Raw genomic sequence first — 25,475 nt, forward strand, 5'->3', positions numbered from 1 at the left:
CCAGCGTAGTTGGCACTCTCTCAGGGCCGGGGGATGAGGGGGCAGCCAGACGTTCTTGTACCGGGTCAATCCTGCATTCTGCGGTGATCTTAAGCGGGATCAAGGCGGGGGGCGGGGAGTCTGGCTAGAGTGGCGGCCATTTGCAGCCCTTCGAACCGGACGTTATGCGCGATCAGAACCATCACAACCGCCTGGAGTTGCTGGCCCCGGCCAAGAACCTCGCCTATGGCATCGAGGCCATCAACCACGGCGCCGATGCCGTCTACATGGGGGGCCCCGCCTTCGGTGCCCGCAGCGCAGCGGGCAACAGCCTCGAGGACATCGAGGCCCTGGCCCGCCATGCCCACCGCTTCGGCGCCCAGGTCTTCGTCGCCTTCAATACCCTGCTGCACGACCACGAGCTGGAGCAGGCCCGGCGCCTGACCCACCAGATCTACCAGGCGGGCGCCGATGCGCTGATCGTGCAGGACATGGGGCTGCTAGCGCTCGATTTGCCCCCCATCGCGCTGCACGCCAGCACCCAGACCGACAACCGCACCCCGGAAAAGGTGACGTTTCTGCAGGACGTGGGCTTCTCCCAGGTGGTGCTGGCCCGCGAGCTCTCCCTTGCGCAGATCCGCGAGATAAGCGCCGCCACGAGCGTGCAGCTGGAGTTCTTCATCCACGGCGCCCTGTGTGTCTCCTACAGCGGCCAGTGCAACATCAGCCACGCCCGCACCGGCCGCAGCGCGAATCGCGGCGAGTGCGCCCAGCTCTGTCGGCTGCCCTGTTCCCTGCAAACGCCAGGGGGGGAGGTGCTGGTGGAAAACAGCCACCTGCTCTCCTTGAAAGACATGGATCAGACCGACAATCTGGAGGCGCTGATCGCCGCAGGGATCCGCTCCTTCAAGATTGAAGGGCGCCTCAAGGGGCTCGACTACGTCAAGAACGTCACTGCCTGGTATCGTCAGAAGCTGGACACCATCCTGGAGCGCCGCCCCGATCTGGTGGCCGCTTCCGCCGGTCGTTGCAGCTACACCTTTACGCCGGATCCCAAGAAGAGTTTCAACCGGGGCAGCACCGACTACTTCCTCCATGGCCGACAGCCAGGCATCGACTCGCCGCGCAGCCCGAAATACGTCGGGGAGCCGCTCGGGCGCGTCACCAGCGTGACCCGCGATGGCATCGAGATCGACGGCCAGGCCGTTGCCCTCAACAACGGCGATGGCCTCGGCTTCTTCAAGCCGGGGGGCGAGCTGGTGGGGATGCGCCTCAATAAAGTGGAAGAGAAGGCACAGAGCAAGCGGTTACTCCTGTCGGAACCCATGCCCGGTCTCAAGGTGGGCACCGAGATCTTTCGCAACCACGATCAGGCCTTCAGCAAGCAGCTTGAAAAAGGGAGCGCGGATCGCCGCATCCGGGTCGATATGCGGCTATCGGAGTGCGACGAGGGACTGCGGCTCGAACTTGTGGACGAGCAGGGCATTGGTGCCGCCGTCACGCTCCCCTGCGACCAGCAGCCGGCCGACAACCCGGAACGGGCGCTGCAACAGGCCAGGGAGCAGCTCGGCAAACTCGGCAACACCCTGTTTGTGGCGCGCCAGATTGAGTTGGAATTCACTCGCCCGCTGTTTATTGCGGCTTCACAGCTTAACGGCTTGCGCCGGGAGGGGATCGCCGCCCTGGAAGCGGCCCGTCTGGCTGCCTACCGGCGACCCGAGCGGCGCATTCCCCTGCGAGGCGCCGTTTATCCCCAGCATCGGCTCTCCTACCTCGGCAACGTGCTGAACAGCGCGGCGGAGCAGTTCTTTCGCGAACACGGGGTGGGGAGCATCGCCCCCGCGTATGAGGCGAACAAGGAGGAGCGGGAAGTGGTGCTGATGACAACGAAGCACTGCATCCGCTACAGCCAGCAGCTCTGCCCCAAGGAGGTGCCCGGTCTCAAGGCCGAGCCCCTGGAGCTCAAGATGGGCAAGGAGAGTTTCCGCCTGCGTTTTGACTGCCACCGCTGCGAGATGCAGGTGATGGGCAGCCTGAAGAGAGGATGATTGCCCGTGTGGGCATGGGGCTGGAGCGGATTTGATGGCAGTATGGGGCGCGGCCTTGTCACGGATATCCCGTGGTGAGGCGCCTTCCCCCAGCCTTCTTCTGACAAAGGATCCGTCATGAACATCCATGCACTGCCGTTTTGCACCACGAACTGGGCCGAGGTCCCGCCGACCGAACACAAGGGAGAGCGCGGCGTCGCCCGCTGGCACACCCGGCAGTTCGGGGAGCTGCGGGTGCGAATGGTGGAGTACTCCCCCGGGTATCTGGCGGATCACTGGTGCAGCAAGGGCCATGTGCTGCTCTGCCTCGAAGGGGAGCTGCACACCGAGTTGCAGGATGGCCGCGTCTTCACCCTGACGCCGGGCATGAGCTACCAGGTGGCGGACAACGCCGAACCCCATCGCTCCTACACCGAACTGGGCGCTCGCCTCTTTATCGTCGACTGAGCCGCCCTCTTTCCCGCTTTCCCCTTGCGCTTCAGGAACTTGCCATGCTTGAACTCAGACCCAACTGCGAGTGCTGTGACCGGGATCTGCCCGCCGACACGGCGACGGCCTACATCTGCTCCTTCGAGTGCACCTTCTGCGCCGAGTGCAACGATCAGTATCTGCACCTGACCTGCCCCAACTGTGGCGGCGAGCTGGTCAGGCGCCCGCGCCGCCCGGCGGCCAAGCTGGTGAACAATCCCGCCTCCCTCCAGCGTGTCTTCAATCCGGCTCTGAAAGCGGCGCTGGGCAAGGGGGGCTAGGGCCCTCCCTTCATGGGAAGGGCTGGGCTGGCAACTGGCTCGCCCCTGTGGCTCTTGACCTTCTCCCGGCGGCAGCCCCTATCAAGGGGGCTCACACCAAAGGAGCAAAAGATGACGGAGCGATTCGAAGGAGAAGGGGCGAAGGCCTATGACAGCCGCATCCCCCTGCTGGTGCCAGGCTACGAGCTGCTGCACCAGCTTTGTGCCTCCCGGCTGATGGCCGCGCTGGGCCAGCAGGCCCGGGTGCTGCTGGTGGGGGTGGGCACGGGCAGCGAGTTGCTGCTGCTTGGCCGTCTCTGCCCCCGCTGGACCTTTGTGGCCCAGGATATCTCGGCGGACATGCTGGCCCAGGCCAGGATGCGGGCCGAGCAGGCGGGCATGGGGGAGAGGGTGTGCTGGCACCTGGGCGCATTGCCTGTGGTGAATAAGCCTTGCGATGGTGCACTCTGTCTGCTGGTGCTGCATTTTCTGGCGCAAGATGCCAAAGCCGCGCTATTGGGTGATATTTATCGCCAGCTCAATCCTGGCGCTCCCCTGCTGCTGGCGGATCTGATGGCGCCAACGGACCCGCTCGAGCGCAAGGCGATGGGGTTGCAAGCCGCCCTCGCCGGTTTGCCGCTTCCTGCCTGCGAGCAGATGGTGCGCCGCCTCGGAGAGGACTTCACCTCCCTGGACGAGGGACAGACCCGGCGCCTCTTGCAAGGGGCCGGTTTCGCGGCGGCGCACCGCTTCTTTCAGGCGCTGGGGTTTCACGGCTGGCTGGCGCAGCGGCAGTGAGCCTTGGCCGGGTGGCGCCGGATCAACGAGAGGCCCTCTCCAGCGTCAGCAGTGCCTGCTTGATGGGTAGGCCTCCCGCATAGCCGGTGAGGCTGCCATTCTGGCCGATCACCCGGTGGCAGGGGATGATGATGGAGAGCGGATTGCGGCCGTTCGCGGCACCCACCGCCCGCACCGCGTTTGGCTTGCCGATGGTGCGGGCGATGTCGCCGTAGCTGCGGGTCTCCCCGTAGGGGATGTCGCACAGCGCCTGCCACACCGCTTGCTGAAACGCCGTGCCCCTGGGGGCGAGCGGCAGGGTGAAGCGCTGCAACCGGCCCGCGAAGTAGTCCCGAAACTCGGCGAGGAAGGGGGCGAGCGCCTCGCCGTCCTGCAGCCAGTCCCGCATGTCGGGCAGCGGCCGCAGTCCGGCCAGGAAATCCACATGGACCAGGCCGCGCTCGTCGATGGCGACCAGCAGTTCGCCCTGGTCGGTGGGCATCATGTCATAGCGGATCATGGGCTCTTCTCCTCGTCTTGTGTCTGTGTTGGCCGGGTGAGCAGCGTCGGTTGTTCACTCATGGCGTGCCACAGCCAGCTCGCGGCATAGGCGCGCCACGGCTGCCAGGGGGCGCTGCGCGCTGTCACCTCTTTCACCGGCAGCTTGTCACCGCCCCCCAGCGCCTTTTGCAGCACGAGATCCGAGACGGGGAAGGCATCCGTGTCGAGCCCGCAGCGCAGCCGCCAGTAAGCGACCGTCCAGGGACCTATGCCCGGCAGCGCGAGCAGTTGCTCGTCGCTTGCCGTGGCGAGGGTGAGTGCGCCGCTTGCGAGCGCCGAGGCCAGCCCTTGCAGGGTGCGGATGCGGCTGCCCGGCATGCCGATGCCGTCAAGATCCAGCTCGCACAGCTGGGTCGGGGTGGGCAGCTGCGCGGTGCCGAACTGAGCCTGGGTGCGCGCCACCAGGCGCCCCATGATGGTGATGGCACCCTTGACCGACACCTGCTGGCCGACGATGGCGCGCAGCATCACCTCGTATTCATCCCACCCCCCCGGCAGCCGCACCCCGGGCCATCGTCCCTGGATGCCGGCGAGCAGCGGATCCTGCCCCAGGTGTTCGCCGATGCGGCTCATGTCGGCGTCGAGATCCCACATGTGGCGCACGCGGTACAGGATGTCCGGCAGCGCACCCGGCGGCAGATCCCGCACCGTGAGTCTGAGCCTCTCCCCCTCGACGGGCTCGATGCGGATGAGCCCCTCCTGCTCGCCGACCCGGTGACGGCGTTCGTAACCGTGCTCATCCACCCGCTCCAGCCCCGGAATGGCGCGCAACCGGTAGAACGCGAGCATGGCCTGGACGTCGAACGGCGGGCGATACAGCAGGTGCAGTTGCAGGCTCGATTGCGGCGCCGCCTCGCCAGTCCCCCCTTCCTGCTTGCGCAGGGCGCCCGGTGTCATCCCATACGCCTGCAGCCAGGCGTCGTTGAAGCGGCGAATGCTTGCAAAGCCTGCGGCAAACGCCACGTCCGTGATGGGCAGGCGCGTCTCCGTCAGCAGCCGTTTCGCAAGCAGCAGGCGGCGCGTCTGCTCCACCTGTTTCGGCGAGGCGCCGAGATGTTGCTCGAACTGGCGCCTCAGGGTGCGCTCCGTGATCCCGGCCTGCGTTGCAAGGGAACCCAGGCTGTGCTCCGCCAGCTCGCCGCGCTCGATGCGCGCCAGCACCTGGGCGACGAGCGGTGGCAGATCGCCGCTCTGAGCCGGTGCGAGCTCGGGGCGACAGCGCAGACAGGGGCGCAGCCCGTGCTGCTCCGCCGCCGCCGCGAAGCGAAAATAGCGCACATTGTGCTCGTGCGGTGCTCGCGCCGGACACACGGGGCGGCAATAGATGCCGGTGGAGAGCACCCCGGTGAAGAAGCGACCATCGAAACGCGCGTCTCGCGCGAGGCGTGCGGCGTGGCACTGCTCCCGGGTGAGACCCGGGATAATCTCGTCCCGTTGGGATGAATGCGGGGGCGCTGTGGTCATGGCATGGCTCGGGTTGCTGTGGGCATGTCCCAGAGACTAAGCGGGGGCGAGAGGGGTGACTAGCCAAAAACGGACAGGAATAGCAAAAATAGTGCGATCCGAGGAATCCCAGTCCTCCCTTTGTAAGGTAAGGGGGGCAGGACCCCACCCTAACCCTCCCCTTCGTAAGGGGAGGGGACAAACAGCTCCCCTCTGTGAACGGGGGCGGGGTTAGCTCCTCCCCCTTGTGAAGGGGGAGGCTGGGAGGGGGTTCAACCTCGCTTATTTCAGATAGCGCTGTTCGAGGTGTTTGCGCAGCCACTGCGGGTTCAGTGCCTCACCGGTCGCGCGGCGAATGAGCTCGTCCGTGCCGTGCAGGCTGCCCTGGGACCAGATATGGCGACCGAGCCAGCCAAAGATCTCCGGCAGGCGGCCGGACTCTACGAGCGTGCCCATGTCGCCGAGCTCACGCTCGAGTGCAAAGCGCAGCTGCGCCGCGTACATGGCGCCGAGCGTGTAGCTCGGGAAGTAGCCAAACGAGCCGTCCGTCCAGTGGATGTCCTGCATGCAGCCATTCTGGAAATTGCCCTTCGTGGACAAGCCGAGCCACTGCTGCATCTTGGCATCCCACAGCTCGGGGATGTCCGCGACCTCGATGCGCCCTTCCATCAGGTCCCGCTCCAGCTCGTAGCGCAGGATGACGTGGGCCGGGTAGGTGACCTCGTCCGCATCGACGCGGATAAAGCCGGGCTCGACCCTGTTGTACAGCTTCTCGAGGTTCGCCGGTGCGAGCGCGGCCTGCTCGCCGAAATGTGCGCGGATGCGCGGTGCAATCAGCGCGAGGAACGCGGGGTGATGGCCGAGCTGCATCTCGCAGAACAGGCTCTGGCTCTCGTGAATGCCCATGGAACGCGCCTCGGCCACCGGCTGGCCGAGCCGTGCGCGCGGTAGGCCCTGCTCGTAGCGTGCGTGGCCCGTCTCGTGGACGATGCCCATCAGGCTGGAGACGAACTCCTGCTCGTTGTAGCGCGTGGTGATGCGCACGTCCGTCGGCACGCCGCCACAGAACGGGTGGCTGCTCACGTCGAGCCTGCCGTGGGCAAAATCAAAGCCGAGCAGCCCCATCACCTCCTGGCCGAGCGCCTGCTGCGTCGCAACCGGGAACGGGCCTTGCGGGGTGAGGATTGTGTCGCTCTTCTGCCGCTCGCTCACGGTCTGGATGAGGCCGGGCAGCCAGCTCGTCAGATCGCCGAAGATCTGATCCAGCCTCGCGCTCGTCATGCCGGGCTCGTACAGCGCCAGCATGGTGTCATAGGGGCGCACCCCGAGCGCGTCGGCGCGCAGGCGAGCCACCTCCCGCGACAGCCGCACCACCTCCTCGAGGTTCGGGGCAAAACCTGCCCAGTCGTTCTCCTTGCGCTGGCGACGCCAGGCGTGCTCGCATTTGCTGCCGGCCAGGGAAAGCGCCTCCACCAGCGCCCCCGGCAGCAGGCTTGCATCCTGCCACTGGCGCTTGATCTCCCGCAGGTTCGCACGCTGGTGCTCGTCCAGCGGTTCGCTCTCTGCCTTGACAATCCACTCCCCAAGCTCGGGGGCGGTGCGCTTGCCGTGGATCAGCACGCCAAGCTCCGCCATCGCCTCGGCGCGGGCCTCGTTGCCCCCCTCCGGCATCATGGCGGCCTGATCCCAGCCGCAGATGGCGGAGAGGTGGGAGAGGCGGTGCAGTTGTTGCTGATGTTGTTCGAGTTTCTGGTATGACATGGGATTGTCCTTGTTATCGTCCCTGATGGTATGCACCCCGTACCTGGCATGATCGGGGCCGCCCGATGCTAGCACTGCCATCCACCCTGGTGCCACCCTCAGGCAGTCAGCCGAGGCGCTTCTGGTGCCGTTCGCGGTTTTCCGCCTTCTTGCGCTCGCTCTTGCGCAGCAATACGTAGAGCGCACCGCTGCCGCCGTGGCGGCGCTCGGCGCTGTGCATGGCCATCACCGAAGGCAACTGTGGCAGCCAGGCGCTGACATGGCTCTTGAGCAGGGCACGCGGGGTGCTGCGCTCCCCCTTGCCGTGCAGGATCAGCAGGCAGCGGATATCCCGCACTTCGCATTCGGCAATGAACTGCACCAGGGCGATACGGGCCTCGTTGAGCGTCTTGTGGTGCAGGTCGAGGGAGCCTTGCAGCTCGTATTTGCCAAGGCGCAGCTTCTTGTAGACCCCCTCCTGCACGCCGTCACGCTTGAAGCCGACGATGGCATGGGGGTCCAGCATCTCGACTGCTTCCGTGCCAAGGTGATCCAGGGTGAGTTGTTCGGCGGTTGCGGCTTCCCGGCGCGCGAGTTGCGCCTCGGTGGGCTGGCTGTTGCCCGCAACAGGGGCGATATGGTCGCTGCGAAGGGGCCGCACGTCGGCCACTTCCTGCAGGAACAGTGAGAGTTCGTCGTTATGAGACACGGCAGGCTCCCCGCATGAAAATGAGGGAGCCAGTATAGCGGGCCTTGGTGGGCCTTAGAATGGCAACGCTCGCAGGCCCCGGCCCTGCCGGGGAGGGCGGTCTGAGCGAGCCTGGTTATTGCCCCTCTTTGGGCGGCTCTGCGTGCATCACCTTGTAGATGAAATAGACCGCATAGGCGCTGATGAGCAGGAAGGTGCCGAAAATCACCAGCATGGACATCAGCCCCACGCTGTTGCCAAACATCAGGTTCATCCAGAATTCCATCTCGTTCACTCCTGTCACTGGGCGGTGACAGGCATGATAGATACCTCTTCAGGAGGGAGGGGATGATCTCGATCAACTCCCTCTTTGGTTATTGAATCGGCAGCAAATTCTGTGAGCCGACGCACATCCGGCGCGTCAGGTCGCCGGACTGGACACTATTTTGCTTTCTCCAGGGTCGGTTCGGTGAGGGGCGTGATGCGCCAGCCCTGCTGCTCCAGCAGGGCGAGCAGCCCGTGCTCGCCGTAAAGATGCAGGGCCCCTACCACGATAAAGCTCTCGTTCGGCAGGCTGGGCCACTTCTTGACCCAGTTGCGGTTGCGCTCCGCCAGCAGGGTCTGTTCCAGCCAGGCTTGTAGCTTGGGCGGCGCCATCTCCTCCCTGAGCAGATTGATGAGGGTGGCCTCGTCCCCGTTCTGCCAGGCGGTCATCACGGCGTCGAACCCCTGCTGGATGTCGGGCAGCTCGTCCAGGGTGCTCTCCAGCATCAAGGTCTGGTTGTCGCCGACGCTCGCGAGATAGCCGAGCTGCTCCAGCAGGGTCTCCAGCCCGACGATGGGCTTGCCGCCGTCGTTCGCCCGCTTGGCGAAGTGCTGGTCGACACCGTATTCACCGCGATAGCCGGTGCGCTCCAGGGCCGCCTGGGTCAGGGTAATGGCCGCAAACCAGGGACGCAGCGGGGCCAGCATGCTCTCGTTCAGACCGTTCTGGCCCGCGGCGATGAGGGTGCGACGGTAGAGGTCGATGGGCAGGTGATCCTTGAGGGTCTTGCCGTCGACGAGCCGGGTGATGGCGCCCATCTCCTGCCACTGCTCCTGGCTGATGTGGGTCATGTCCACCTCCATCACCAGGGCGCGGCTCTGCTGCCAGGCGCGCTCCACCGGGTTCGGCAGGGGATAGAGAGAGGGCTTGCCCGCGTGGATGGACCCCAGCAGCCAGTGCTGTTCGTTGCCCTTGTTGATGCGGTAAAAGGCCGGATCGGCCATGGCATGGAGCGGCAGCAGCAGGCAGAGCAGGAAGGAGAGCAGCGTGGGATGGAATCTCATGAGGCACCTTATGTGAGCGGGATGAGTGCTCTATGATAAGTCCTCATTTGTCACAGCCAAGAGGTTTCCCATGCCCCACCTTCGTTTTCGGGCAGTTTCTGTCGACACCCTGCAGCGGATAAGCGCCCCCCTGATGGCGGACCTCTGCGCCCTGACCGGTGGCAAGCCGGAGTTCGTCACCCTGGAGTGCGTGCCGAGCCAGTGGGTACGAGATGGCCAGCCCGAAGCCGGTTTTCCCTTCGTGGAGCTGGTCTGGTTCGAGCGACCGCAGGAGATGCAGGATGCCGCCGCCGCCCTCATCACCCGCCACCTGAAAGGGGTGCTGGGGGAGCAGACCTATGTGGTGGTGCAGGTGCTGCCCATCGTCAAGAGTCACTACTACAGCAACGGCCAGCACTATTGAGCGGGCATCGTTGCTAAGACAGGTGCATGTCAAGAGGAGGGCCGCCGAGGGCCCCTTTTATCAGGCGGATTTGATCAGCAGCTTGTCAAGCCAGCGGCTTGGCAGCAGGCGGCGCAGCACGGTAAACAATTTGGTCGGGAAGGTGACCGGGTAGCGGTGCCTGGGACGCTTGCTCGTGAGCGCATGCAGTAACGGCGGGATGCAGGCCTCGCTTGGCAGGGTAAAGCCGCGGGCACCCCCTTCACGCTCCAGCCTGGCCAGCGTCTGGGCATAGGCGTCTTGATGGCGGCTGGTGGCGGGATCTATGTGGCGCAGGAAGGCCTCCCGGGCATTGGCGCGAAACCGGGTGTCGATGGGGCCGGGTTCGATCAGGCTGATGTGCACGCCGCTGCCCGCGAGTTCCAGGCGCAGGGTGTCGGTATAGCCTTCCAGCGCGAACTTGCTGGCGTTGTAGGCGCCACGATACTTCATGGCCACCAGGCCAAGCACCGAGCTGTTCTGCACGATGCGCCCCTCGCCTGCCGCCAGCATGGGGGGCAGTATCTGGCGAATGAGGTGATGCCAGCCAAAGAGGTTGGTCTCGAACTGCTCGCGCAGCGCCTCGGTGGGCAGATCTTCCAGCGCACCGGGCTGGCCGTAGGCACCGTTGTTGAAGAGGCCGTAGAGGCGCCCTTCTGCCAGGGCCAGCGCCTCTGCCGCCCCTCGCTCTATGCTGGCGCTGTCCGCCAGATCCAGTTGGACCGCCAACAGACCCTGCTGCTGTAGCAGGGCCACATCCTCGGCCTTGCGGGCGGAAGCGATGACGGTGAAGCCCCGGGCGCCGAGCGTTCTTGCGGCGGCGAGGCCGATGCCGCTGGAGCAGCCGGTGACGAGCACGAAGGGATGGGGCATGAGCATGGTCCTGATTGGCGGCCGGCAGGTGGCCCGAAGCTGGCATGGTAGCGTGGTGCCACCAAAAACAAAACCGGGCCAGAGGCCCGGTTTTCGGTCACGTCAGATGCCTGATTACATGATGGTGAACGGCATGATGATGTGGAACTTGACGTCATGCTCGGAGCTGAACATGTTCGGGTAGTACCAGCTGCCCTTGTCGTCCTGTTCGTTGTTGTAGTCGGTGTAGTGCAGCTTGAACAGGGTGCCCTTCAGCTTGCCGTCCTGCACTGTATACATGACGTCGAAGTTGGCTGCCCACTCTTTGCCGCCTTCCAGGGACTTGTCGCCGTTGTTGGCATCCCAGCCGTAGGCACCGGAGACACCCACGCCCCAGCCCGGTGCACCCACCAGATCATCCAGGGAACGAGTCACGCCGAAGAACAGGGCTTTCTCGTCGTTGTGGTTCCAGTCGGAGCGGGAATCCCACCAGATTTCGTTCGCGCCCTGGGAGTTGCCGTAGCCGCGGGTCAGACGGGGCAGGTAGTTGCCCAGATCCCCTTCAGCCTTGGTCCACAGGCCTTCCAGACGGAAGCCATAGGGGCCGGCTGCCCAGCTGGCGGTCAGGGCTTGTTGCCAGGCCAGGCCGTCATAGTCGCTGTTCTCGGTGTCGGAACCGTAGAACTGGTAGCTGGTGTTCAGGCCACCCAGTACGTCGAACTTGTGGGCCAGCTTGAAGTGGTAGCTGTCCATGTAGCCTTCGGACTGACCGAAGCCGGCGGTGACGGCAGTGCCGTTCTCGAAGGTGTAGCGAGCGGCCAGACCGTGGATGTAGTCGATCTTGTTCGCATCGGTGAAGGGATCGCTGGCATAGGGGCTGCTCTTGGAGAAGCCGGTGGTGTTCTTGAACCAGGGAGCTTTGTACTCGTCGGCGATGGCGTAGGTCAGGTAGAGGCCGCCGAAGGTGCCTTCGATCTGGCCACCACGGTAGGTACCGGGTTGATAGGACCAGTTGACGCCGAGGATGCCGGGTACATAGAGCTGGGTGTAACCACCCTTGGCGGTGACGGCGTCACCGAACTTGAATTTCAGGGCGGCGTTGGAGAGGCTGAAGCCGTTCTCGGGAACACCGTCACCACCTGAACCCCACTTGTCGCCCCAGAAGGAGAACTCGTTCTCTTCGTTGACGCCATTGCTCTCGTCAACGGCCAGGTCGTAGGCACCGAAGCCGCCCACGTCGACGCCGACCACACCCCATGCATAGCCGGAGTTGAAGTTCAGGGCTGCCTGGGTGGTGGCATGGCTCAGGTTGGAGTGGTATTTGCCATCCTGACCCGGACCGGCCTGGACGAGATCACGCTCACGCTGGAAGTAGAACAGGCCACCGGTGAGCTTGCCTTCGTCGATGAAGGCGCTGTAGGACTTGCCGTATTCCGGGCTCATCATGTCTTGAGCGGCGAACGCCATGCCGGGTGCGACCAGTGCCGCGACCACGGCAGCACTCAACGCGGCGCGCTTGAAGATCACTTTTTCCATTTGTTATTGCTCCTGATTTTATGGACTTAGCTTTTTTATCCGGCAGCCGGGTAGGCACCCGCCGCTCGGTATTGGCATTGCAATCAACACCCCGAAGGGCAAAAAAATGGTTCTCTGTCGTGCCCTTGTGCCTGATGCCTTGGCGCATCGGTCGGGGCTATCTGCATCGTTACTGTCGTTATTTTTTGGCTGTCGATCCTTGGCGATCTGACATCACCAAGAGTACGTTCGCGGTGCGAAATATCAATGTAAAGTTCCCGGCAAGTTTCAAAAATATGACCGAGTGCAAATAATCATGATTCTTGGTGTGGGCACTCCCAGGCCACTCATGTCGGCAATGACAGCGCTTTCATGGTGATTTCACCGTTCTCCTGCGCAGATCTTGCCGTCAAGGCAGAACTTTCTTTGTTAACCCGGTGGCAACATATAATTTTGTATCACAAAAAAAGATGAGTCCGGCGGGATGCCCACTGTCGTGAGCGTGAGCCGTTGCCCCGACAGACAGGGGGACCAGAGATGTGAAAGGGGTGAGGGAGCCTGTGACTGAATGGATGAGGCAACCCGTCATCGCCCGTGAAGACGTGACGGGAGTATCAGGGGAAGGGTTGCGGCAAGGTCTGACCGCGGGCAGGTAGACAGGGAACGCGCCCCGGGTCTGGTGCGAACCAGACCCGGGGGTTATCAGGCCTGGCTCAGGATCCGGGGGATCTGCTGGGCCTGGTGGTGTATGTGCTCCGAGACCTGCACCGAGAGGCGGCTGCCCTGGCGGGCGTGCTGGCTGATGCGACCGATGAGGGCGGCGAAGCTCGCCAGCCTGTGCTCCTGGCTCTTGGCATTGTCGGCGCCCTGCAGGGCGATGACGGCGGTGCTGCGCGCCATCTCCCGCACCGTCAGGGTGGTCTGGCGCAGCTGCTCCGCCTGCTGGCGCTGCTCGGCGGCCTCTGCGGTGATGCGGGCCAGCACGGTGGCGAGCTGATCCCCCGCCTGGGTGAGGCTCGCCAGGATCTCGGTGATCTGGCCGAGGGAGCGCTGGGTGTCGGCGGAGAGGTGGCGCACCTCGTCGGCTACCACCGCGAAGCCGCGTCCCTGCTCCCCGGCCCTGGCCGCCTCGATGGCGGCGTTGAGGGCCAGCAGGTTGGTCTGCTGGGAGATATGGCCGATGACGTCGACGATGGCAGTCACGTCCTCCACCGAGCGGGTCAGCTGGGCCAGGGCGCCGCTGCTCTCGTCGATGGCCAGCCCGGTCTGGGCGGTAGCCGTCAGCATGCCTCCGACCAGCCGCTCGCTCTGGCTCATGGAGTGTTCATTGTGCTGGGCGTGCTGGGCGATTTCGGCGGCGACCTGGTGCACCTCGCTGGCGAGCTGGTTGAGCTCCTGCATCATGGTGTCGCTCTCGTCCACCGCCTGCTCCGTGGTGCGGGTGCTGTGATGGATCTCCTGCACCTGGTTGACCATCCCTTGCAGACTTTGCGACACCGCCGATAGCTGGCCCTCTTTCTGCTGCTGATCCTGTTGCAGGCGCCGTATCAGGCGGTTGTAGCTCGCGACGATGTCCGCCAGTTCGTTGCGCTCGCGCCCCGGGGTCAGCAGCTGGGCCTGACCCGTGGCGTCGAGCTGCAGGAAGGCTGCCCGCAGTTGCAGCAGGGGCCTGACCAGCCAGCGACGCTGCACCAGGGCGAACAGCAGGGCCACCACGACCAGGCAGAGCGCCAGCACGCCGAGCACGGTGGCCAGCTCCCGGTTCATGGTCTGACGGGCGGCGGCGAGTTGTTCACCCAATTGCTCCCCCGCTTGCAGCAGCTGGGTGATGTCCTGCTGCACCATCTGACGAGCGGCCTGCTGCTGTTGCAGCGTCTTGCGGCTGTTTTCCAGCTCCTGGGGATAGCGCTTGAGCAGGGAGGTCAGCTCGGCTTTGGGCTGATCCCCGAGCTCCTTGCGTATCGGCTCTCCCAGGGTGAATTCGTCGGCCGGTGCCTCCTCGAAAAGCTCCATGCTCGGCAGGGCGGCCAGGGAGTCGGCCTGCTTTTGCAGGGCAGCCAGCTCGAATTGCAGCCCTTCGAGACGCTTGGCGCTCGCCTGCTCCATGTAGTTCTGGCGCTGGTGGGCGAGGGAGGGGAGGGTGGTCAGGATGTCGGCCGCCCCCTGGCGATACTGCTCGGCAAGGGCCGGATCCCGCCCGGCGGCAGCCCCCTGCTGGCCGTAACGGAGCAAGGCTTTGGCCTGGGTGGTCAACTCGTTCTCGGCATTTTGCAGCAACCACTGGCTGTTGCCGGAGAGCTTGCCCGCCGCCAGATAGTCGCCGTCAATGCGGGTTTTCATCTGCTCAAGCCGGGCGTTTAGCGGCTGGGTCTGGGGATCCTCCAGGCGGGACAACAGGGCCAGCGCCTGCTGGCGCACCCCCTGTGCCTGGGCCAGCAGCAGGGGATCCCCGCTGCCGAGATAGTCGCGAAGCGCCCCCTGCAGCGGACCGCTCAGTTGCTGTTGCAGGCGCTCCTGCAGACGCTGGGCCTGGGCCGAGTGGTTGAATTGTTGCCAGCCATGATAGAGCGCGGTGGCCTGAACACCGGCCACCAGCAGCAAGACGAGGGAAGAGAGGGAGGCAAAATGGGCAATTTTCACATCAGATTCCTGCTTGAATCACGCAATGGGCGCGAGCTTAATCAGGTCTGATGGCGTTTTTATGACAGTGGTCGTGCCAGCTCCCGTTGACTTGGGCTCTTCACCAGCAGGCCGAGCAGGGCGCCGCCCATGATGAGCCCCCCCGCCAGCAGATGGCGCGGGGTGAGCGCCTCGCCGTTGAGCCAGACCAGCAGCAGGGTGCTCAGCAAGGGAGTGAGGTAGGCGAGCGCGCCGATGCGGCGCGGATCCCCGTCCCGCAGCGCCAGATACCAGGTGACGAAGGCCGCCCCCATGGGGCCGAGGGCCAGCCCGATGATGAGGCCCCAGTCACCTGCCGGGATGCGGGCCACCGGCAGCGGTCCCTCCAGCATCCATGCCAGCAGCAGGGCCAGGAGCCCTGCGGGCAGGCAGGCGGCGGCCGTGACCACGGCAGGAGCGGGAGGCAGGCGGCGGGAGAGCACGGAATAGGCGCCCCAGACGATGGCGGCGCCGAGGGCCAGCAGGTAGCCGGGCAGATGGGCCTGTTGCAACTGCAGGTGACCATCGACCATCACCAGTACCGATCCCGCGAGACCCAGGGCCCCGGCCAGCAGATGGTGCAGGCTCAGGGGATGACCCGGCAGCAGCAAGGGGGTGAACAGGATGATGCACAGCGGCCAGAGGTAGTTGATGAGGTTTGCCTCCAGCACGGGGGCGTGGCGAAAGCTTGTGAACAGCAGCAGGTGATAGAGCAGCAGGGCGGTGATGGTCACCAGCCAGGTGAGGGGGCTGGCGCGCCACTGGCGCCAGAATGGCAGGGTGCCCACCCCGCAGAACAGCAGCACCAGCCCCACCAGCACCAGCGGCGAGACGCTGGTGATCCGGGAGGTGAGCGCGGCGAGGGAGGCCCACAACAAGATGGTGAGCAGGGCAAAACCGGTGGACTTGTCCCACCAGGAAGACGCAGGCATCCAACACTCCTTTGCAAGATGAATGAACGAAAAAGAGGGCCAGTCTAGCAGACTGGCCCTCGTCACACAGCGTTGCCGTGACGGTGCGGGTTATGACTCCCGGCTCGGGACGGCCCCTGCCGACGGAGCCAGGGACTGCCCCTTGACGTACCAGACGATGAGGGCCAGCACCAGCAGCGGCAGCACGGGGTCGAACCAGGTGCCGCCGGAGCCGAACAGCAGGTTCAGCAGGGCGACGCCGGTGCCGCCGATGGCCCAGGCGATGGTGGTCGGGATGGACCAGACGATCATCTGCTGCTTGACGTCGGAGATCCCCATCATGCGGTTGACCACCCAGAACAGGCTGTCGTTGAAGTAACCGAAGAAGAGCGACCCCATGGTGGCGGCCTGGGCGGCCAGCAGCATGTTGACCCCGGGGATCTGCGCCAGGATGGGGGCGGAGATGGAGGCCGCCGTCACCATGGCCACGGTGCCGGACCCCTGGATGAGGCGCACCAGGGTCGCCACGATGAAGGGGATCAGGATGGGGGAGATGGGCAATTGGGCGATCTGCTCGGCCAGTTGCTGACCTGCGCCACTGTCGCGCAGCACGGCCCCCAGCGCCCCGCCGGCACCGGTCACCAGCAGGATGATGCCGGCGGATTGCAGTCCCTCTTCCAGGCGTGCGGCGGTGGCGTGCCTGTCCATGTGCGGGACCAGGGTATAGACCGCCAGCAGCACGCTGATGGCCAGCGCGATGATGGGGGTGCCGATGAAGTTGATGCCCTGCACCAGGGGGTTCGCCATCAGGCCGTCCATCCCCTCCAGGGTGGCCAGGGTGGTGAAGATGGCCTTGACGAAGATAAGCACGATGGGCACCAGGATCGGCAGCAGCGACAGGGTCAGGCTCGGCAGGGTCTTGCCCTCCTTCTCCTTGAGGTACTGCTCATAGGTGGCTTGCAGCTCGTCCGGGGTCTGGGCGGCCTGGGCACCGAACTCGGGGTACTTCTTGTCGAGCCACTGGGCGTAGAAGACGATGCCGAGCACGCAGGGGATGGCCAGGGCCATGCCGGTCAGCAGCATGGCGCCGATGTCCACGCCAAACAGGCCGGCAACCCCCAGCGGGCCCGGAGTCGGCGGCACGGTATGGTGGGTTACCACCAGGCCGCCCGCGAGCGCCACCCCCAGGGTGAGCAGGGAGCGCTTGCCGCTTTTCGCCAGCGCCTTGGCCACCGGATAGAGGATGACGAAGGCGGAATCCACGAAGATGGGGATGCTGACGATGTAGCCCGTGATGGCCAGTGCCCACTCCTCGCGGCGCTTGCCGAGCCACTTGATGAAGCTGTAGGCGATCTGTTCGGCGGCGCCGGAGACCTCAAGCAGGCGACCCATCATGACCCCGAGGCCAATGACGATGCCGATGCTGCCGAGGGTGGAGCCAAAGCCCTGGGTGATCACGGTGAGGGTCTTGTCGATGCTCATGCCGCCGGTGATCCCGGCGATGCAGGCCGCCGCCAGCATGGCGATCAGGGCGTGCACCCGGGTGCGGATGACCAGGAACACCAGCACGAAGACCGCGATGATGAGACCGATGATGGGGGTTGGGATGTCGCTCATGATGCCTCCTGCATGTCATGGGTGATGAAACTGTCGATGATGTCGGCAAACGTCCTGTCTGCCGCGAAGCCGAGGGCGTAGGCCCGCTCGTTGTCGATGCGTCCCGGCCAGCTCGCCACGATGCGCTCGATGGCCGGATCGGCGGCAAACTGCACCCGATCCCGGGCTGCCTGGCCACCGGCCCGGGCGAGGGCCTCCAGCATCTCGCCGACGGTCACGCTGATGCCGGGCAGGTTGATGCTGCGGGCGTCACCGGTGGCGGGGAGCCTGGCCGCCAGCAGGAAGTTCGCGACCACGGTGGCGGGGCTCGAGAGCCAGAGGCGCAGATCCGGGCTCACCGGGCAGATGGCGCTCTCCCCTTGCAGCGGCTCGCGGATGATGCTGCTGACAAAGGAGGAGGCGGCGCGGTTCGGCTTGCCCGGCCGCACGCAGATGGTGGGCAGGCGCAATATCAGACCGTCGACGAAGCCCTTGCGGCTGTAGTCGTTGACCAGCAGTTCCCCCATGGCCTTCTGGGCGCCGTAGGAGGAGGTGGGGGTCAGGGCGGTACCGTCATTCACCAGCTCCGGCAGCGGGCCGCCATAGACGGCGAGCGAGCTGGTGAAGACGAAGCGGATGCCCGGCCGGGCATGGCGGCACGCCTCCAGCAGGGTGCGGGTGGTGTCCAGGTTGACCTGCCAGCCGAGATCGAAGTCCTGCTCCGCGTGGCTGCTGACGATGGCCGCCAGGTGGTAGACCACGGCGGTCCGCTCGCTGATGAGGGACTCGGCGACACCGGGTTCGGTGAGGTCGGCCCGCAGACAGCGAACCCTGGGGTCCGGCAGGGGGGATTGCGGCTGCTGGATGTCCACCAGCAGCAGCTCGGTGAAAGGGTGGGGGCCTTGCAGCAGGGCCCGGGCCAGTTTCTGGCCCAGGAAGCCACCGCCGCCGGTGATGATGATCTGCATCTTGTTATCCTCAGACTCGTTCATGTTCAGGGTCGTTATTGTTGTGTCAGCCAGCCCAGCCCTTCCCGGGTGCCGGCTCTGGGGTTGTACTCGCAGCCTATCCAGTCGTGGTAGCCCGCCTGCGCCAGCGCCTTGAACAGGTGGGGGTAGGCGATCTCCCCCTCGTCCGGCTCGTGGCGATCCGGCACCGAGGCGATCTGGACATGGCCGATGGCCGGGCCCAGCTTGCCGATGAGACGGGTGAGATCCCCGTCCATGATCTGGGCGTGATAGAGGTCGAGCTGCACCCCCACGTTGGGTCTGTCTATCTCCTGCACCAGGGCCAGGGCGTCGAGCTGGTGGGCCAGGAAGTAGCCGGGTACATCCCGATCGTTGAGCGGCTCGAGCAGCACCTTGATGCCGTCTTCGGCCAGGAAGTCGGCGGCGAAGCGGATGTTGTCGATCAGGGTCTGGCGGTGGGCCGAGAGGCTATGAGCAGGATCCACGATGCCGCTCATGGCGTGTACCTTGGTGCAGCCGAGCGCCAGGGCATAGTCACGCACGCTTGGCAGGTGGCCGCGAAACTCCGCTTCCCGCCCCGGGATGGCAGCCATGCCGCGCTCACCCGCGCCCCAGTTGCCCGGCGGCATGTTGAACAGGGCCTGGGAGAGCCCCTGCTCGCGCAAGCGGCGGCCCAGCTCTGCGGCCGGCCACTCGTAGGGGAAGAGGAACTCCACCGCCTCGAAGCCTGCGTCGCGGGCGGCGGCGAAGCGCTCCAGGAACGGCACCTCGGTAAACAGCATGGTGAGATTGGCGGCAAACTTGCTCATGGTTTCATCCTCCTCAATTCATCAATTTCGGGTTCGCTCAGGTAGCGGATGGCGTGGCCATGGAGCATCAGTGCCAGGCGCGCCGTCTCCTCCAGCTCTTCCATGTTGTTGACCGCATCCACCAGATCCTTGCCCGTCACCACGGGGCCGTGGTTGGCAAGCAGGAAGGCGTTGCCTTCGGGAGCGCGGCGCCCCAGCTCCTCGGCGATGCGGGCATCCCCCGGCTTGTAGTAGGGGATGAGCGGCAACTGGCCGACCCGCATCACGTAGTAGGGGGTGAAGGGGCGGATGACGTTGGCCGGCTCCAGTCCCTCCAGACAGGAGAGGGCGGTCAGGTGGGTGCAGTGCAGGTGCACCACGGCCCGGCAGTCCGGATTGTTGTGGTAGATGGCAAGGTGGAAGGCCACCTCCTTGGAGGGGCGATCTCCCCCCAGGTGTTCCCCCTGCAGATTGACGTGAGAGAGCCTGTCGGCGCTGAGCCGTCCCAGGCAGGAGCCGGTCGGGGTGGCGATCAGGGTGCCGTCCGGTAGCAGGGCGGAGAGGTTGCCGGCGCCCCCGGTGGCATAACCGCGCTGGAAGAGGGAGGCTCCCAGCATCACCATGGTGTCGCGCAGTGCCTGTTCAGTCATGGAAGTACTCCTGAGCCTTGTCGAAGAAGTCGTCGCTCCCGAAATTGCCGGACTTGAGGGCCAGCGACAGGGGGGCGTCGATGGCCCGCACCCAGGGCACACCGGGGGCGATCTGCGGGCCTATGTGGAACGCCTTGACGCCGAGGGCCTGGGTGACCCGGCTCGAGGTCTCGCCACCGGCGATGATGAAGCGGTCCACGCCGGCGCCTTGCAGCAGTTGGGCGAGGCGGGCAAAGCAGTGTTCCACCGCATCGCTGGCCGCCTGCTGGCCGTGGGTTTCCTGAATGCGGGCCAGCTCCGCCGGGCTGGTGGTGGCGTAGACCAGCGGCGCCGGGGTCCGGGGCTGGTCCAGTACCCAGCGCGCCAGCTCGGCCGGGTAGTCGGCCTCTTCGAGGCAGCGCACCACATCCAGCGCCAGGGCAGGGGCGTGCTGGCGATAGCGGGCCACCTGACGGTTGGTCATCTCGGAGCAGGAGCCTGACAGCACCGCGGCGCGGCTGCCTCTGGGCCAGCCCGCTTCGCGGGCACCCTGCAGATCGCCGCTGCCAAGCTGACGGGCCAGGCCGATGGCGAGGCCGGATCCGCCGGTCACCAGAGGCATGTCGAGGGCGGCGGTGGCGATGTCCAGCAGGTGCTGCTCGGTCAGGGTGTCGACCACGGCGTAGCGCACGCCAGCTTGTGTTAGCTGCTCAAAGGCATCGGCAATGGCGCCGGGACCCTGTGCGATGGTATTGAACGGCACCAGACCGGCGCGGCCCTGGGCCTGCCCCTCCATCAGCCGCAGCAGGTTGCTGTCGGTCATGGGGGTGATGGGGTGATGGCGCATGCCGGACTCGGCGAGCGGCTGGGCGCCGACGAAGAGGTTGCCCTGATAGACGGTGCGACCGTTCACCGGCAGGGCCGGGCAGACCAGGGTGAAGTTCTGGCCAAGCGCCGCCAGCAGGGCGTCGGTGACGGGGCCGATGTTGCCCGCCTCCGTGCTGTCGAAGGTGGAGCAGTACTTCTGATAGATGCGCGGGCAGCCGCGGGCCTTGAGCCAGTCGAGGGCCGCCAGGGAGTCGCGCACCGCCTCGTCCACCGGGCAGGATCGGCTCTTGAGGCTGATCACCACGGCGTCGACCCCGGTCAGGTCCGCCGTTGCCGGGATACCGGCAAACTGGATGGTGGAGAGGCCGTTCTCCACCAGGAAACCGGCGATGTCGGTGGCGCCGGTGAAGTCGTCTGCGATGACTCCGAGTTTCATGGCTGCTCCTCCTGACCCGGCAGTGTGATGCCTGAGAAGATCTTGATGACGGCGCTGTCATCTTCCAGACCGTGGCCCGCGTTGCTGGCACCGAGGAACATGTTCAGCGCCGTGCTCGCGAGCGGCAGCGGGAAGCGCAGCGCCTTGGCGGTGTCCGCTACCAGGGTGAGATCCTTGACGAAGATGTCCACTGCGGAGCGGGCCTGGTAGTCACCGGCCAGCACCCGGGGCATGCGGTTTTCAAACATCCAGGAGTTGCCGGCGGCATGGGTCACCACGTCATACATGAGATCCAAGGACACGCCGGCCCGGCTGGCGAGCGCCATGGCCTCGGCGGCCACCGCGATGTGCACCCCGGCCAGCAGCTGGTGGATGATCTTGACCGTGCTGCCCTGGCCCGGCTCGCTGCCGACCCGGTACACCTTGCCGGCCACCGCATCCAGCACCGGGGCCAGCTTGTCGAAGGCGGCGTCGGAGCCTGCGGCCATCACCGTCATTTCGCCGGCATCGGCCTTGATGGCACCACCGGAGACCGGCGCATCCAGCATCGGCAACCCCATCAGCGCCAGCTCGGCAGCCAGGGCGCTCGCCTCTTCGGCGGCTATGGTGGAAGAGACCATGATGGCGGTGCCCGGTTTGAGGTGGCGAGCCAGCCCCGCTTCGCCGAGCAGGATGCGGCGCACCTGGGTGGCGTTGACCACCAGCAGCAACACGGCATCCAGGGTCTCCGCCAGGGGCCTGGCATCGGCCATGACGGCGGCGGCACCGGCCTGCTGCAGCTGGCCGCGGGCCTGTTCGCTGAGGTCGATGCCATAGGTGGTGAGCCCGGCCCGCAGGCAGGAGCGGGCGGCGCCCATGCCCATGGCGCCCAGGCCGATGACCGCAACATGATAGGGAGTGCTCATCTCGTGATTCCTCGATTACGACTGATGAGCCGATAGTAGAGGCTTGCGGCGATGAAATATCAGGTAGTCGTCACAAAAAATAACTTATTTGGTGTTAATTTTTGTTATTTGTGTGGGTTAAGATTCTTTCGAGTCAAGTTTTGGCGTTTTTAGTGTGAATAAATGTGATTTGTGAGCCCGTTTCAGGTTATTTATCATTTTTTCCCAGGTCGCTGGGGTAGAATGGCACCTTCCTTTTCCCGAGGCGCGAGGCAAGATGATTCCCGTAGAGCGACAGCAACGTATCCTGCAACTGCTGGCAGAGCGCGGCGTGGTCAGCATAGTGGAGCTGACCGACTGGCTGCAGGTCTCCCACATGACCATCAGGCGCGACATCCAGAAGCTGGAGGAGCAGGGGCGGGTACTCTCCGTCTCCGGCGGGGTCAGCCTCTCCCAGCGGATCAAGAGCGAGCCCTCCCACGCTGCCAAGCGCAGCCTGATGCAGGGGGCCAAGCTGGCCATCGCCCGGCTCGCCGCCGCCCAGGTGAGCGAGGGGTGCACCGTCTATCTGGATGCCGGCACCACCTCCCTGGAGCTGGCCCGGGAGTTGGCGCTGCGGGAAGACCTGATGATAGTGACCAACGACTTCATGGTGTGCGCCTATCTCATCGAGCACGGCCGCTGCCGCCTCTATCACACCGGGGGCCAGGTCATTCGCGAGAACCAGTCCTGCGCCGGGGAGGCCACCGCCCACTTCCTGCGCAACCTCCATCTGGACATCGCCTTCCTGTCAGCCTCCTCCTGGGACAGTCAGGGGATCTCCACCCCTAGCGAACAGAAGGTGCCGGTGAAGCGGGCCGTGGTGGAGTCGGCGGCGACCCGCATCCTCATCTGCGACTCGTCCAAATATGGCAAGGTGGGGACTTTCAACGTGGTGGGCTGGGATGCGATCGATCAGGTGATCACCGACGAGCAGCTGCCCCAGAGCGCCCGCGAGGCGCTGGCCCAGCACGGGGTCAGGGTGACCATGGCACCGCTGGCCAGCCTGGTGGCCAGCGCCGAACAGGGATAAGGAAAGGGGCGACAGGGGGCGAACCACTGCGCCACTCGGCCGGGATCAGCGACCCTCTGCGGCCGGTGCGTCCGTCAGCTTGGCGGAGCCCTGGATCACCTCCCCCGCCTTCTCGATGTCCCGCCCCATCCCGTGGATGGTGTTGCAGCCCAGCAACCAGAGGCTGGTGAACAGCACCAGCAGCATGCGATTCGTCTTCATCCTTGCTCCTTTCATGCTATGGGGTCAGTTTGAGCAGGCGCCCCTGGCCTGAATCCGTCAACAGGTAGAGGGCGCCGTCGGGGCCCTCCTTGACGGTACGGATCCGCTCCCCCAGATCGGTCAGCAGCCGCTCTGCCGAGACTATCTTGTCTCCGTCGAGGTGCAGGCGCAACAAGGCCTGACCACGTAGGGCGCCGACGAACAGATCCCCCTGCCACTCCCTGAACAGGTCCCCCTGATAAAAGGTCATGCCCGAGGGGGCGATGGAGGGCACCCAGATCCAGCGCGGTGCCGTCATGCCCGGCGCGCTCTGGCCCACGCCAATCTTGCCGCCCCCGTACTCCTCGCCAAAGGTCACTCTGGGCCAGCCGTAGTTGTGGCCTGGCAGGATGAGGTTGACCTCGTCCCCGCCCTGGGGGCCGTGCTCGTGAGTCCAGAACTGCTGGCTGCCCGGACGCAGGGCGGCCCCCTGCATGTTGCGATGACCCAGGCTCCAGATCTCCGGCAGGGCCCCCGGCGTCTTGACGAAGGGGTTGTCGGCGGGGACCCGGCCATCCTTGTGCAGGCGCACCGTCTTGCCGAGGTGGTTGTCCAGCGTCTGGGCCCGCTCCCGCTCGCTGTAGCGATCCCCCAGGGTGATGAAGAGATAGCCATCCTCCGTCAGCACTAGGCGAGAGCCGAAGTGGGCGCCGCCAGCCACCTTGGGCTCTTGGCGAAACAGCAGTTGCCAGTCGACGAGGGCCTCTTTTTGCAGCCGGGCCCGGGCCACGGCGGTGCCGGCTCCCCCATCCCCCGGCTCGCTGTAGCTGAGATAGAGCCAGCCATCGCCGTCCAGGGCGAGATCGAGCAGCCCCCCCTGACCCGTGGCGGCGAGGGGCGGCAGGCCGGAGACCACATGGCGGTTGCCACCCGCATCGATGCGCAGCAGGCGCCCAGGGCGCTCGCTGACGAGGTAGCCGCCATCCGGCAGGAAGGCGAGCCCCCAGGGGTGGCGCAGCTCCCCCGCCACCGGGGTCAGGGTCAGTGCCCGCACCGGGAGCACCAGGCAGACAAGCAGCAGGGCAAACAGTCGCAACATGGGGGCCTCCTCGCTCGGCCAGACCTGAATGTCGCTGAAGTATAGGGGAGGCAAACGGGAAAACGTGAGCAACAACAAGCCATTGGGTGATACCGGCGGCGCCGGTTGTCCTTTGGGGCAGGAAGGGAAAGGGGGTGAGCCAGGGCTCACCCCCCTCTGGCTAGAAGAGGGCTGGCACGATGCGAAGCGGGTGATCCGATGGTTTGACTTTGCCTATCTTGCGCTTGGGCAACTTCACCGGCTCCGCCGGCAGCGCCTCGTAGGGGATGTGCGCCAGCAGGTGGGAGATGATGTTGAGGCGCACCCGTTTCTTGTCCTCGGAGTGGGCCACGAACCAGGGGGCCCAGGCGGTGTCGGTGGCGATGAACATGGCATCCCGCGCCCGGGTGTAATCATCCCAGCGATCGAAGGACTTGATGTCCATGGGGGAGAGCTTCCAGATCTTGCGGCCATCGTCGATGCGATCCCGCAGCCGCCGCTCCTGCTCTTGTGGGGTCACCTCCAGCCAGTACTTCAGCAGAATGATGCCTGAGTCCACCAGGGCTTTTTCCACCATGGGGGTGCCAGCCAGGAATTTGTCGCTCGTCTCCTCGCTGCAAAAGCCCATGATGCGCTCCACCCCGGCCCGGTTGTACCAGCTGCGATCGAAGATGACGATCTCCCCCGCCGCCGGCAGATGGGGGATGTAGCGCTGGAAGTAGAGCTGGCTCTTCTCCCGCTCCGTGGGGGCGGGCAGTGCGACGACCCGAAAGACCCGGGGGCTGACCCGCTCGGTGATCGCCTTGATGGTGCCCCCCTTGCCGGCCCCGTCGCGCCCCTCGAAGACGATGCAGACCTTGAGCCCCTTGTGCACCACCCACTGCTGCAGCCTGACCAGTTCCACGTGCAAGAGGCGCAGCGCCTTTTCGTATGCCTTGTTGCCAAGGGGCTTTTGCGCCTCGGCCACGACCGGTTCTTCCGTTCTGGATTTTCGTTTGCTGCCCATGATGTCCTTCTCTGTGTCTCGGCGAATGGAGGGCCGTCCTGCCGGACGGCGCCCTTCAAGGGTAGATGACGGTGTGCCGCCACCGGGAGTGGCAACTACCGGGGGATGGCCGGGATCATCTTTGGTGGGGCTCGCGGGGTTGTTGGTGGCAGTGAGACATTGAAGAGGGGGGGGGCGGGACCTGGCCGCCATGGATGCAGGGGAAATGGCGCAGAAACGCAAAAGGGGCTGGCATCATGACGATGCCAGCCCCTTGCTGTGTATGGTGTTCCCGACTGGAGTCGAACCAGTGGCCTGTCCCTTAGGAGGGGACCGCTCTATCCTGCTGAGCTACGGGAACCTTGTGGCGGGCATTATACA

23 protein-coding genes, 1 tRNA gene and 1 pseudogene are annotated in these 25,475 nt (G+C 65.4%); 6 read left to right on the forward strand and 19 right to left on the reverse strand.

Features of this window, described 5'->3' with window-relative positions; all coding sequences use genetic code 11:
* Positions 1-164 precede the first annotated feature (164 nt).
* The 4 genes from AB5Y54_RS02155 (at position 165) to AB5Y54_RS02170 (ending at position 3,553) form a co-directional block, all read left to right on the forward strand.
* Positions 165-2,027: a U32 family peptidase gene (locus AB5Y54_RS02155; protein WP_201890685.1), complete on the forward strand. Its 1,863-nt coding sequence runs from the start codon at positions 165-167 to the stop codon at positions 2,025-2,027.
* Between the two features lie 117 nt (positions 2,028-2,144).
* Positions 2,145-2,474: a DHCW motif cupin fold protein gene (locus AB5Y54_RS02160; protein WP_041214635.1), complete on the forward strand. Its 330-nt coding sequence runs from the start codon at positions 2,145-2,147 to the stop codon at positions 2,472-2,474.
* Positions 2,475-2,518: 44 nt separating this feature from the next.
* The gene (locus AB5Y54_RS02165) at positions 2,519-2,776 is read left to right on the forward strand and encodes a DUF1272 domain-containing protein (protein WP_010673281.1); all 258 of its coding nucleotides are present in this window, start codon (positions 2,519-2,521) and stop codon (positions 2,774-2,776) included.
* Positions 2,777-2,887: 111 nt separating this feature from the next.
* Positions 2,888-3,553 carry a class I SAM-dependent methyltransferase gene (locus tag AB5Y54_RS02170; RefSeq protein ID WP_134997538.1) on the forward strand — a complete coding sequence of 222 codons (666 nt, stop codon included), beginning with the start codon at positions 2,888-2,890 and terminating at the stop codon, positions 3,551-3,553.
* A 22-nt stretch (positions 3,554-3,575) separates the two neighbouring features.
* On the opposite strand, the gene AB5Y54_RS02175 is transcribed toward AB5Y54_RS02170, so the two are convergent.
* The 6 genes from AB5Y54_RS02175 to AB5Y54_RS02200 all read right to left on the reverse strand — a co-directional run bounded on the left by AB5Y54_RS02175 (position 3,576) and on the right by AB5Y54_RS02200 (position 9,293).
* Positions 3,576-4,052 (reverse strand): methylated-DNA--[protein]-cysteine S-methyltransferase, encoded by a 477-nt coding sequence (locus AB5Y54_RS02175; RefSeq protein WP_201890686.1) that lies wholly within the window; start codon positions 4,050-4,052, stop codon positions 3,576-3,578.
* Entirely contained in the window at positions 4,049-5,557 is a 1,509-nt protein-coding gene (locus tag AB5Y54_RS02180) for an AlkA N-terminal domain-containing protein (RefSeq protein WP_368153169.1), read from the reverse strand. Before AB5Y54_RS02180 ends, AB5Y54_RS02175 begins: the two co-directional genes overlap by 4 nt.
* Positions 5,558-5,818: 261 nt before the next feature.
* Positions 5,819-7,297, reverse strand: a complete 1,479-nt coding sequence (locus AB5Y54_RS02185; protein ID WP_185975474.1) for a carboxypeptidase M32 — start codon at positions 7,295-7,297, stop codon at positions 5,819-5,821.
* Positions 7,298-7,403: 106 nt separating this feature from the next.
* Positions 7,404-7,985 (reverse strand): DNA endonuclease SmrA, encoded by a 582-nt coding sequence (smrA, locus tag AB5Y54_RS02190; RefSeq protein ID WP_010673286.1) that lies wholly within the window; start codon positions 7,983-7,985, stop codon positions 7,404-7,406.
* A gap of 115 nt (positions 7,986-8,100) precedes the next feature.
* Complete coding sequence (locus AB5Y54_RS02195) at positions 8,101-8,250, reverse strand: DUF3149 domain-containing protein (protein WP_010673287.1); 150 nt, start codon at positions 8,248-8,250, stop codon at positions 8,101-8,103.
* 155 nt (positions 8,251-8,405) lie between these two features.
* Positions 8,406-9,293, reverse strand: a complete 888-nt coding sequence (locus AB5Y54_RS02200; protein WP_323907871.1) for a TraB/GumN family protein — start codon at positions 9,291-9,293, stop codon at positions 8,406-8,408.
* Between the two features lie 70 nt (positions 9,294-9,363).
* Between AB5Y54_RS02200 and AB5Y54_RS02205 the strand changes: the two genes are divergently transcribed.
* Entirely contained in the window at positions 9,364-9,696 is a 333-nt protein-coding gene (locus AB5Y54_RS02205; protein ID WP_041214640.1) for a DUF1904 family protein, read from the forward strand.
* A gap of 60 nt (positions 9,697-9,756) precedes the next feature.
* Here the strand turns inward: AB5Y54_RS02205 and AB5Y54_RS02210 are convergent, their stop codons facing one another.
* The 10 genes from AB5Y54_RS02210 to ltnD all read right to left on the reverse strand — a co-directional run bounded on the left by AB5Y54_RS02210 (position 9,757) and on the right by ltnD (position 21,800).
* The gene (locus AB5Y54_RS02210; protein ID WP_201920484.1) at positions 9,757-10,587 is read right to left on the reverse strand and encodes an SDR family oxidoreductase; all 831 of its coding nucleotides are present in this window, start codon (positions 10,585-10,587) and stop codon (positions 9,757-9,759) included.
* Between the two features lie 114 nt (positions 10,588-10,701).
* Complete coding sequence (locus AB5Y54_RS02215) at positions 10,702-12,102, reverse strand: OprD family outer membrane porin (RefSeq protein WP_368153171.1); 1,401 nt, start codon at positions 12,100-12,102, stop codon at positions 10,702-10,704.
* A gap of 681 nt (positions 12,103-12,783) precedes the next feature.
* Complete coding sequence (locus tag AB5Y54_RS02220; protein ID WP_202041104.1) at positions 12,784-14,721, reverse strand: methyl-accepting chemotaxis protein; 1,938 nt, start codon at positions 14,719-14,721, stop codon at positions 12,784-12,786.
* A 59-nt stretch (positions 14,722-14,780) separates the two neighbouring features.
* Positions 14,781-15,671, reverse strand: a complete 891-nt coding sequence (locus tag AB5Y54_RS02225; protein WP_202041103.1) for a DMT family transporter — start codon at positions 15,669-15,671, stop codon at positions 14,781-14,783.
* A 90-nt stretch (positions 15,672-15,761) separates the two neighbouring features.
* A complete protein-coding gene (locus tag AB5Y54_RS02230) occupies positions 15,762-17,267 on the reverse strand; it encodes a GntP family permease (RefSeq protein ID WP_042017724.1) in 1,506 nt (501 codons plus the stop codon).
* A complete protein-coding gene (gene denD / locus AB5Y54_RS02235) occupies positions 17,264-18,238 on the reverse strand; it encodes a D-erythronate dehydrogenase (protein ID WP_368153173.1) in 975 nt (324 codons plus the stop codon). Before denD ends, AB5Y54_RS02230 begins: the two co-directional genes overlap by 4 nt.
* Before the next feature lie 11 nt (positions 18,239-18,249).
* Positions 18,250-19,023, reverse strand: a complete 774-nt coding sequence (gene otnI, locus AB5Y54_RS02240; RefSeq protein ID WP_010673296.1) for a 2-oxo-tetronate isomerase — start codon at positions 19,021-19,023, stop codon at positions 18,250-18,252.
* Entirely contained in the window at positions 19,020-19,652 is a 633-nt protein-coding gene (locus AB5Y54_RS02245; protein ID WP_201890694.1) for an aldolase, read from the reverse strand. The genes otnI and AB5Y54_RS02245 overlap by 4 nt, the downstream gene beginning before the upstream one ends.
* Positions 19,645-20,895 (reverse strand): 3-oxo-tetronate kinase, encoded by a 1,251-nt coding sequence (otnK, locus tag AB5Y54_RS02250; protein ID WP_201890695.1) that lies wholly within the window; start codon positions 20,893-20,895, stop codon positions 19,645-19,647. The genes AB5Y54_RS02245 and otnK overlap by 8 nt, the downstream gene beginning before the upstream one ends.
* The gene (ltnD, locus tag AB5Y54_RS02255) at positions 20,892-21,800 is read right to left on the reverse strand and encodes an L-threonate dehydrogenase (RefSeq protein ID WP_104454647.1); all 909 of its coding nucleotides are present in this window, start codon (positions 21,798-21,800) and stop codon (positions 20,892-20,894) included. Before ltnD ends, otnK begins: the two co-directional genes overlap by 4 nt.
* A gap of 256 nt (positions 21,801-22,056) precedes the next feature.
* On the opposite strand from ltnD, the gene AB5Y54_RS02260 reads away from it, so the two are divergent.
* A complete protein-coding gene (locus AB5Y54_RS02260) occupies positions 22,057-22,851 on the forward strand; it encodes a DeoR/GlpR family DNA-binding transcription regulator (protein WP_104454646.1) in 795 nt (264 codons plus the stop codon).
* An 81-nt stretch (positions 22,852-22,932) separates the two neighbouring features.
* Here the strand turns inward: AB5Y54_RS02260 and AB5Y54_RS02265 are convergent.
* The 3 genes and pseudogenes from AB5Y54_RS02265 to AB5Y54_RS02275 all read right to left on the reverse strand — a co-directional run.
* Positions 22,933-24,130, reverse strand: a pseudogene (locus tag AB5Y54_RS02265) (PQQ-dependent sugar dehydrogenase); the annotation flags it as partial.
* Between the two features lie 160 nt (positions 24,131-24,290).
* On the reverse strand, positions 24,291-25,115 hold the full coding sequence (ppk2, locus tag AB5Y54_RS02270) for a polyphosphate kinase 2 (RefSeq protein ID WP_202041097.1): 825 nt from the start codon (positions 25,113-25,115) through the stop codon (positions 24,291-24,293).
* 263 nt (positions 25,116-25,378) lie between these two features.
* Positions 25,379-25,455, reverse strand: a tRNA-Arg gene (locus AB5Y54_RS02275).
* Positions 25,456-25,475: the final 20 nt, after the last annotated feature.

Origin of the sequence: Aeromonas sp. s9, from assembly GCF_040907765.1 — a bacterium.
Lineage (GTDB): Bacteria > Pseudomonadota > Gammaproteobacteria > Enterobacterales > Aeromonadaceae > Aeromonas > Aeromonas caviae.

Excerpts from the sequence above, each read along its gene's own strand:
- AB5Y54_RS02155 (WP_201890685.1), top strand. The coding sequence starts at position 165 with ATGCGCGATCAGAACCATCACAACCGCCTGGAGTTGCTGGCCCCGGCC.
- AB5Y54_RS02160 (WP_041214635.1), top strand. The coding sequence starts at position 2,145 with ATGAACATCCATGCACTGCCGTTTTGCACCACGAACTGGGCCGAGGTC.
- AB5Y54_RS02165 (WP_010673281.1), top strand. The coding sequence starts at position 2,519 with ATGCTTGAACTCAGACCCAACTGCGAGTGCTGTGACCGGGATCTGCCC.
- AB5Y54_RS02170 (WP_134997538.1), top strand. The coding sequence starts at position 2,888 with ATGACGGAGCGATTCGAAGGAGAAGGGGCGAAGGCCTATGACAGCCGC.
- AB5Y54_RS02175 (WP_201890686.1), bottom strand. The coding sequence starts at position 4,052 with ATGATCCGCTATGACATGATGCCCACCGACCAGGGCGAACTGCTGGTC.
- AB5Y54_RS02180 (WP_368153169.1), bottom strand. The coding sequence starts at position 5,557 with ATGACCACAGCGCCCCCGCATTCATCCCAACGGGACGAGATTATCCCG.
- AB5Y54_RS02185 (WP_185975474.1), bottom strand. The coding sequence starts at position 7,297 with ATGTCATACCAGAAACTCGAACAACATCAGCAACAACTGCACCGCCTC.
- AB5Y54_RS02195 (WP_010673287.1), bottom strand. The coding sequence starts at position 8,250 with ATGGAATTCTGGATGAACCTGATGTTTGGCAACAGCGTGGGGCTGATG.
- AB5Y54_RS02200 (WP_323907871.1), bottom strand. The coding sequence starts at position 9,293 with ATGAGATTCCATCCCACGCTGCTCTCCTTCCTGCTCTGCCTGCTGCTG.
- AB5Y54_RS02205 (WP_041214640.1), top strand. The coding sequence starts at position 9,364 with ATGCCCCACCTTCGTTTTCGGGCAGTTTCTGTCGACACCCTGCAGCGG.
- AB5Y54_RS02210 (WP_201920484.1), bottom strand. The coding sequence starts at position 10,587 with ATGCCCCATCCCTTCGTGCTCGTCACCGGCTGCTCCAGCGGCATCGGC.
- AB5Y54_RS02215 (WP_368153171.1), bottom strand. The coding sequence starts at position 12,102 with ATGGAAAAAGTGATCTTCAAGCGCGCCGCGTTGAGTGCTGCCGTGGTC.
- AB5Y54_RS02225 (WP_202041103.1), bottom strand. The coding sequence starts at position 15,671 with ATGCCTGCGTCTTCCTGGTGGGACAAGTCCACCGGTTTTGCCCTGCTC.
- AB5Y54_RS02230 (WP_042017724.1), bottom strand. The coding sequence starts at position 17,267 with ATGAGCGACATCCCAACCCCCATCATCGGTCTCATCATCGCGGTCTTC.
- denD (WP_368153173.1), bottom strand. The coding sequence starts at position 18,238 with ATGAACGAGTCTGAGGATAACAAGATGCAGATCATCATCACCGGCGGC.
- otnI (WP_010673296.1), bottom strand. The coding sequence starts at position 19,023 with ATGAGCAAGTTTGCCGCCAATCTCACCATGCTGTTTACCGAGGTGCCG.
- AB5Y54_RS02245 (WP_201890694.1), bottom strand. The coding sequence starts at position 19,652 with ATGACTGAACAGGCACTGCGCGACACCATGGTGATGCTGGGAGCCTCC.
- otnK (WP_201890695.1), bottom strand. The coding sequence starts at position 20,895 with ATGAAACTCGGAGTCATCGCAGACGACTTCACCGGCGCCACCGACATC.
- ltnD (WP_104454647.1), bottom strand. The coding sequence starts at position 21,800 with ATGAGCACTCCCTATCATGTTGCGGTCATCGGCCTGGGCGCCATGGGC.
- AB5Y54_RS02260 (WP_104454646.1), top strand. The coding sequence starts at position 22,057 with ATGATTCCCGTAGAGCGACAGCAACGTATCCTGCAACTGCTGGCAGAG.
- ppk2 (WP_202041097.1), bottom strand. The coding sequence starts at position 25,115 with ATGGGCAGCAAACGAAAATCCAGAACGGAAGAACCGGTCGTGGCCGAG.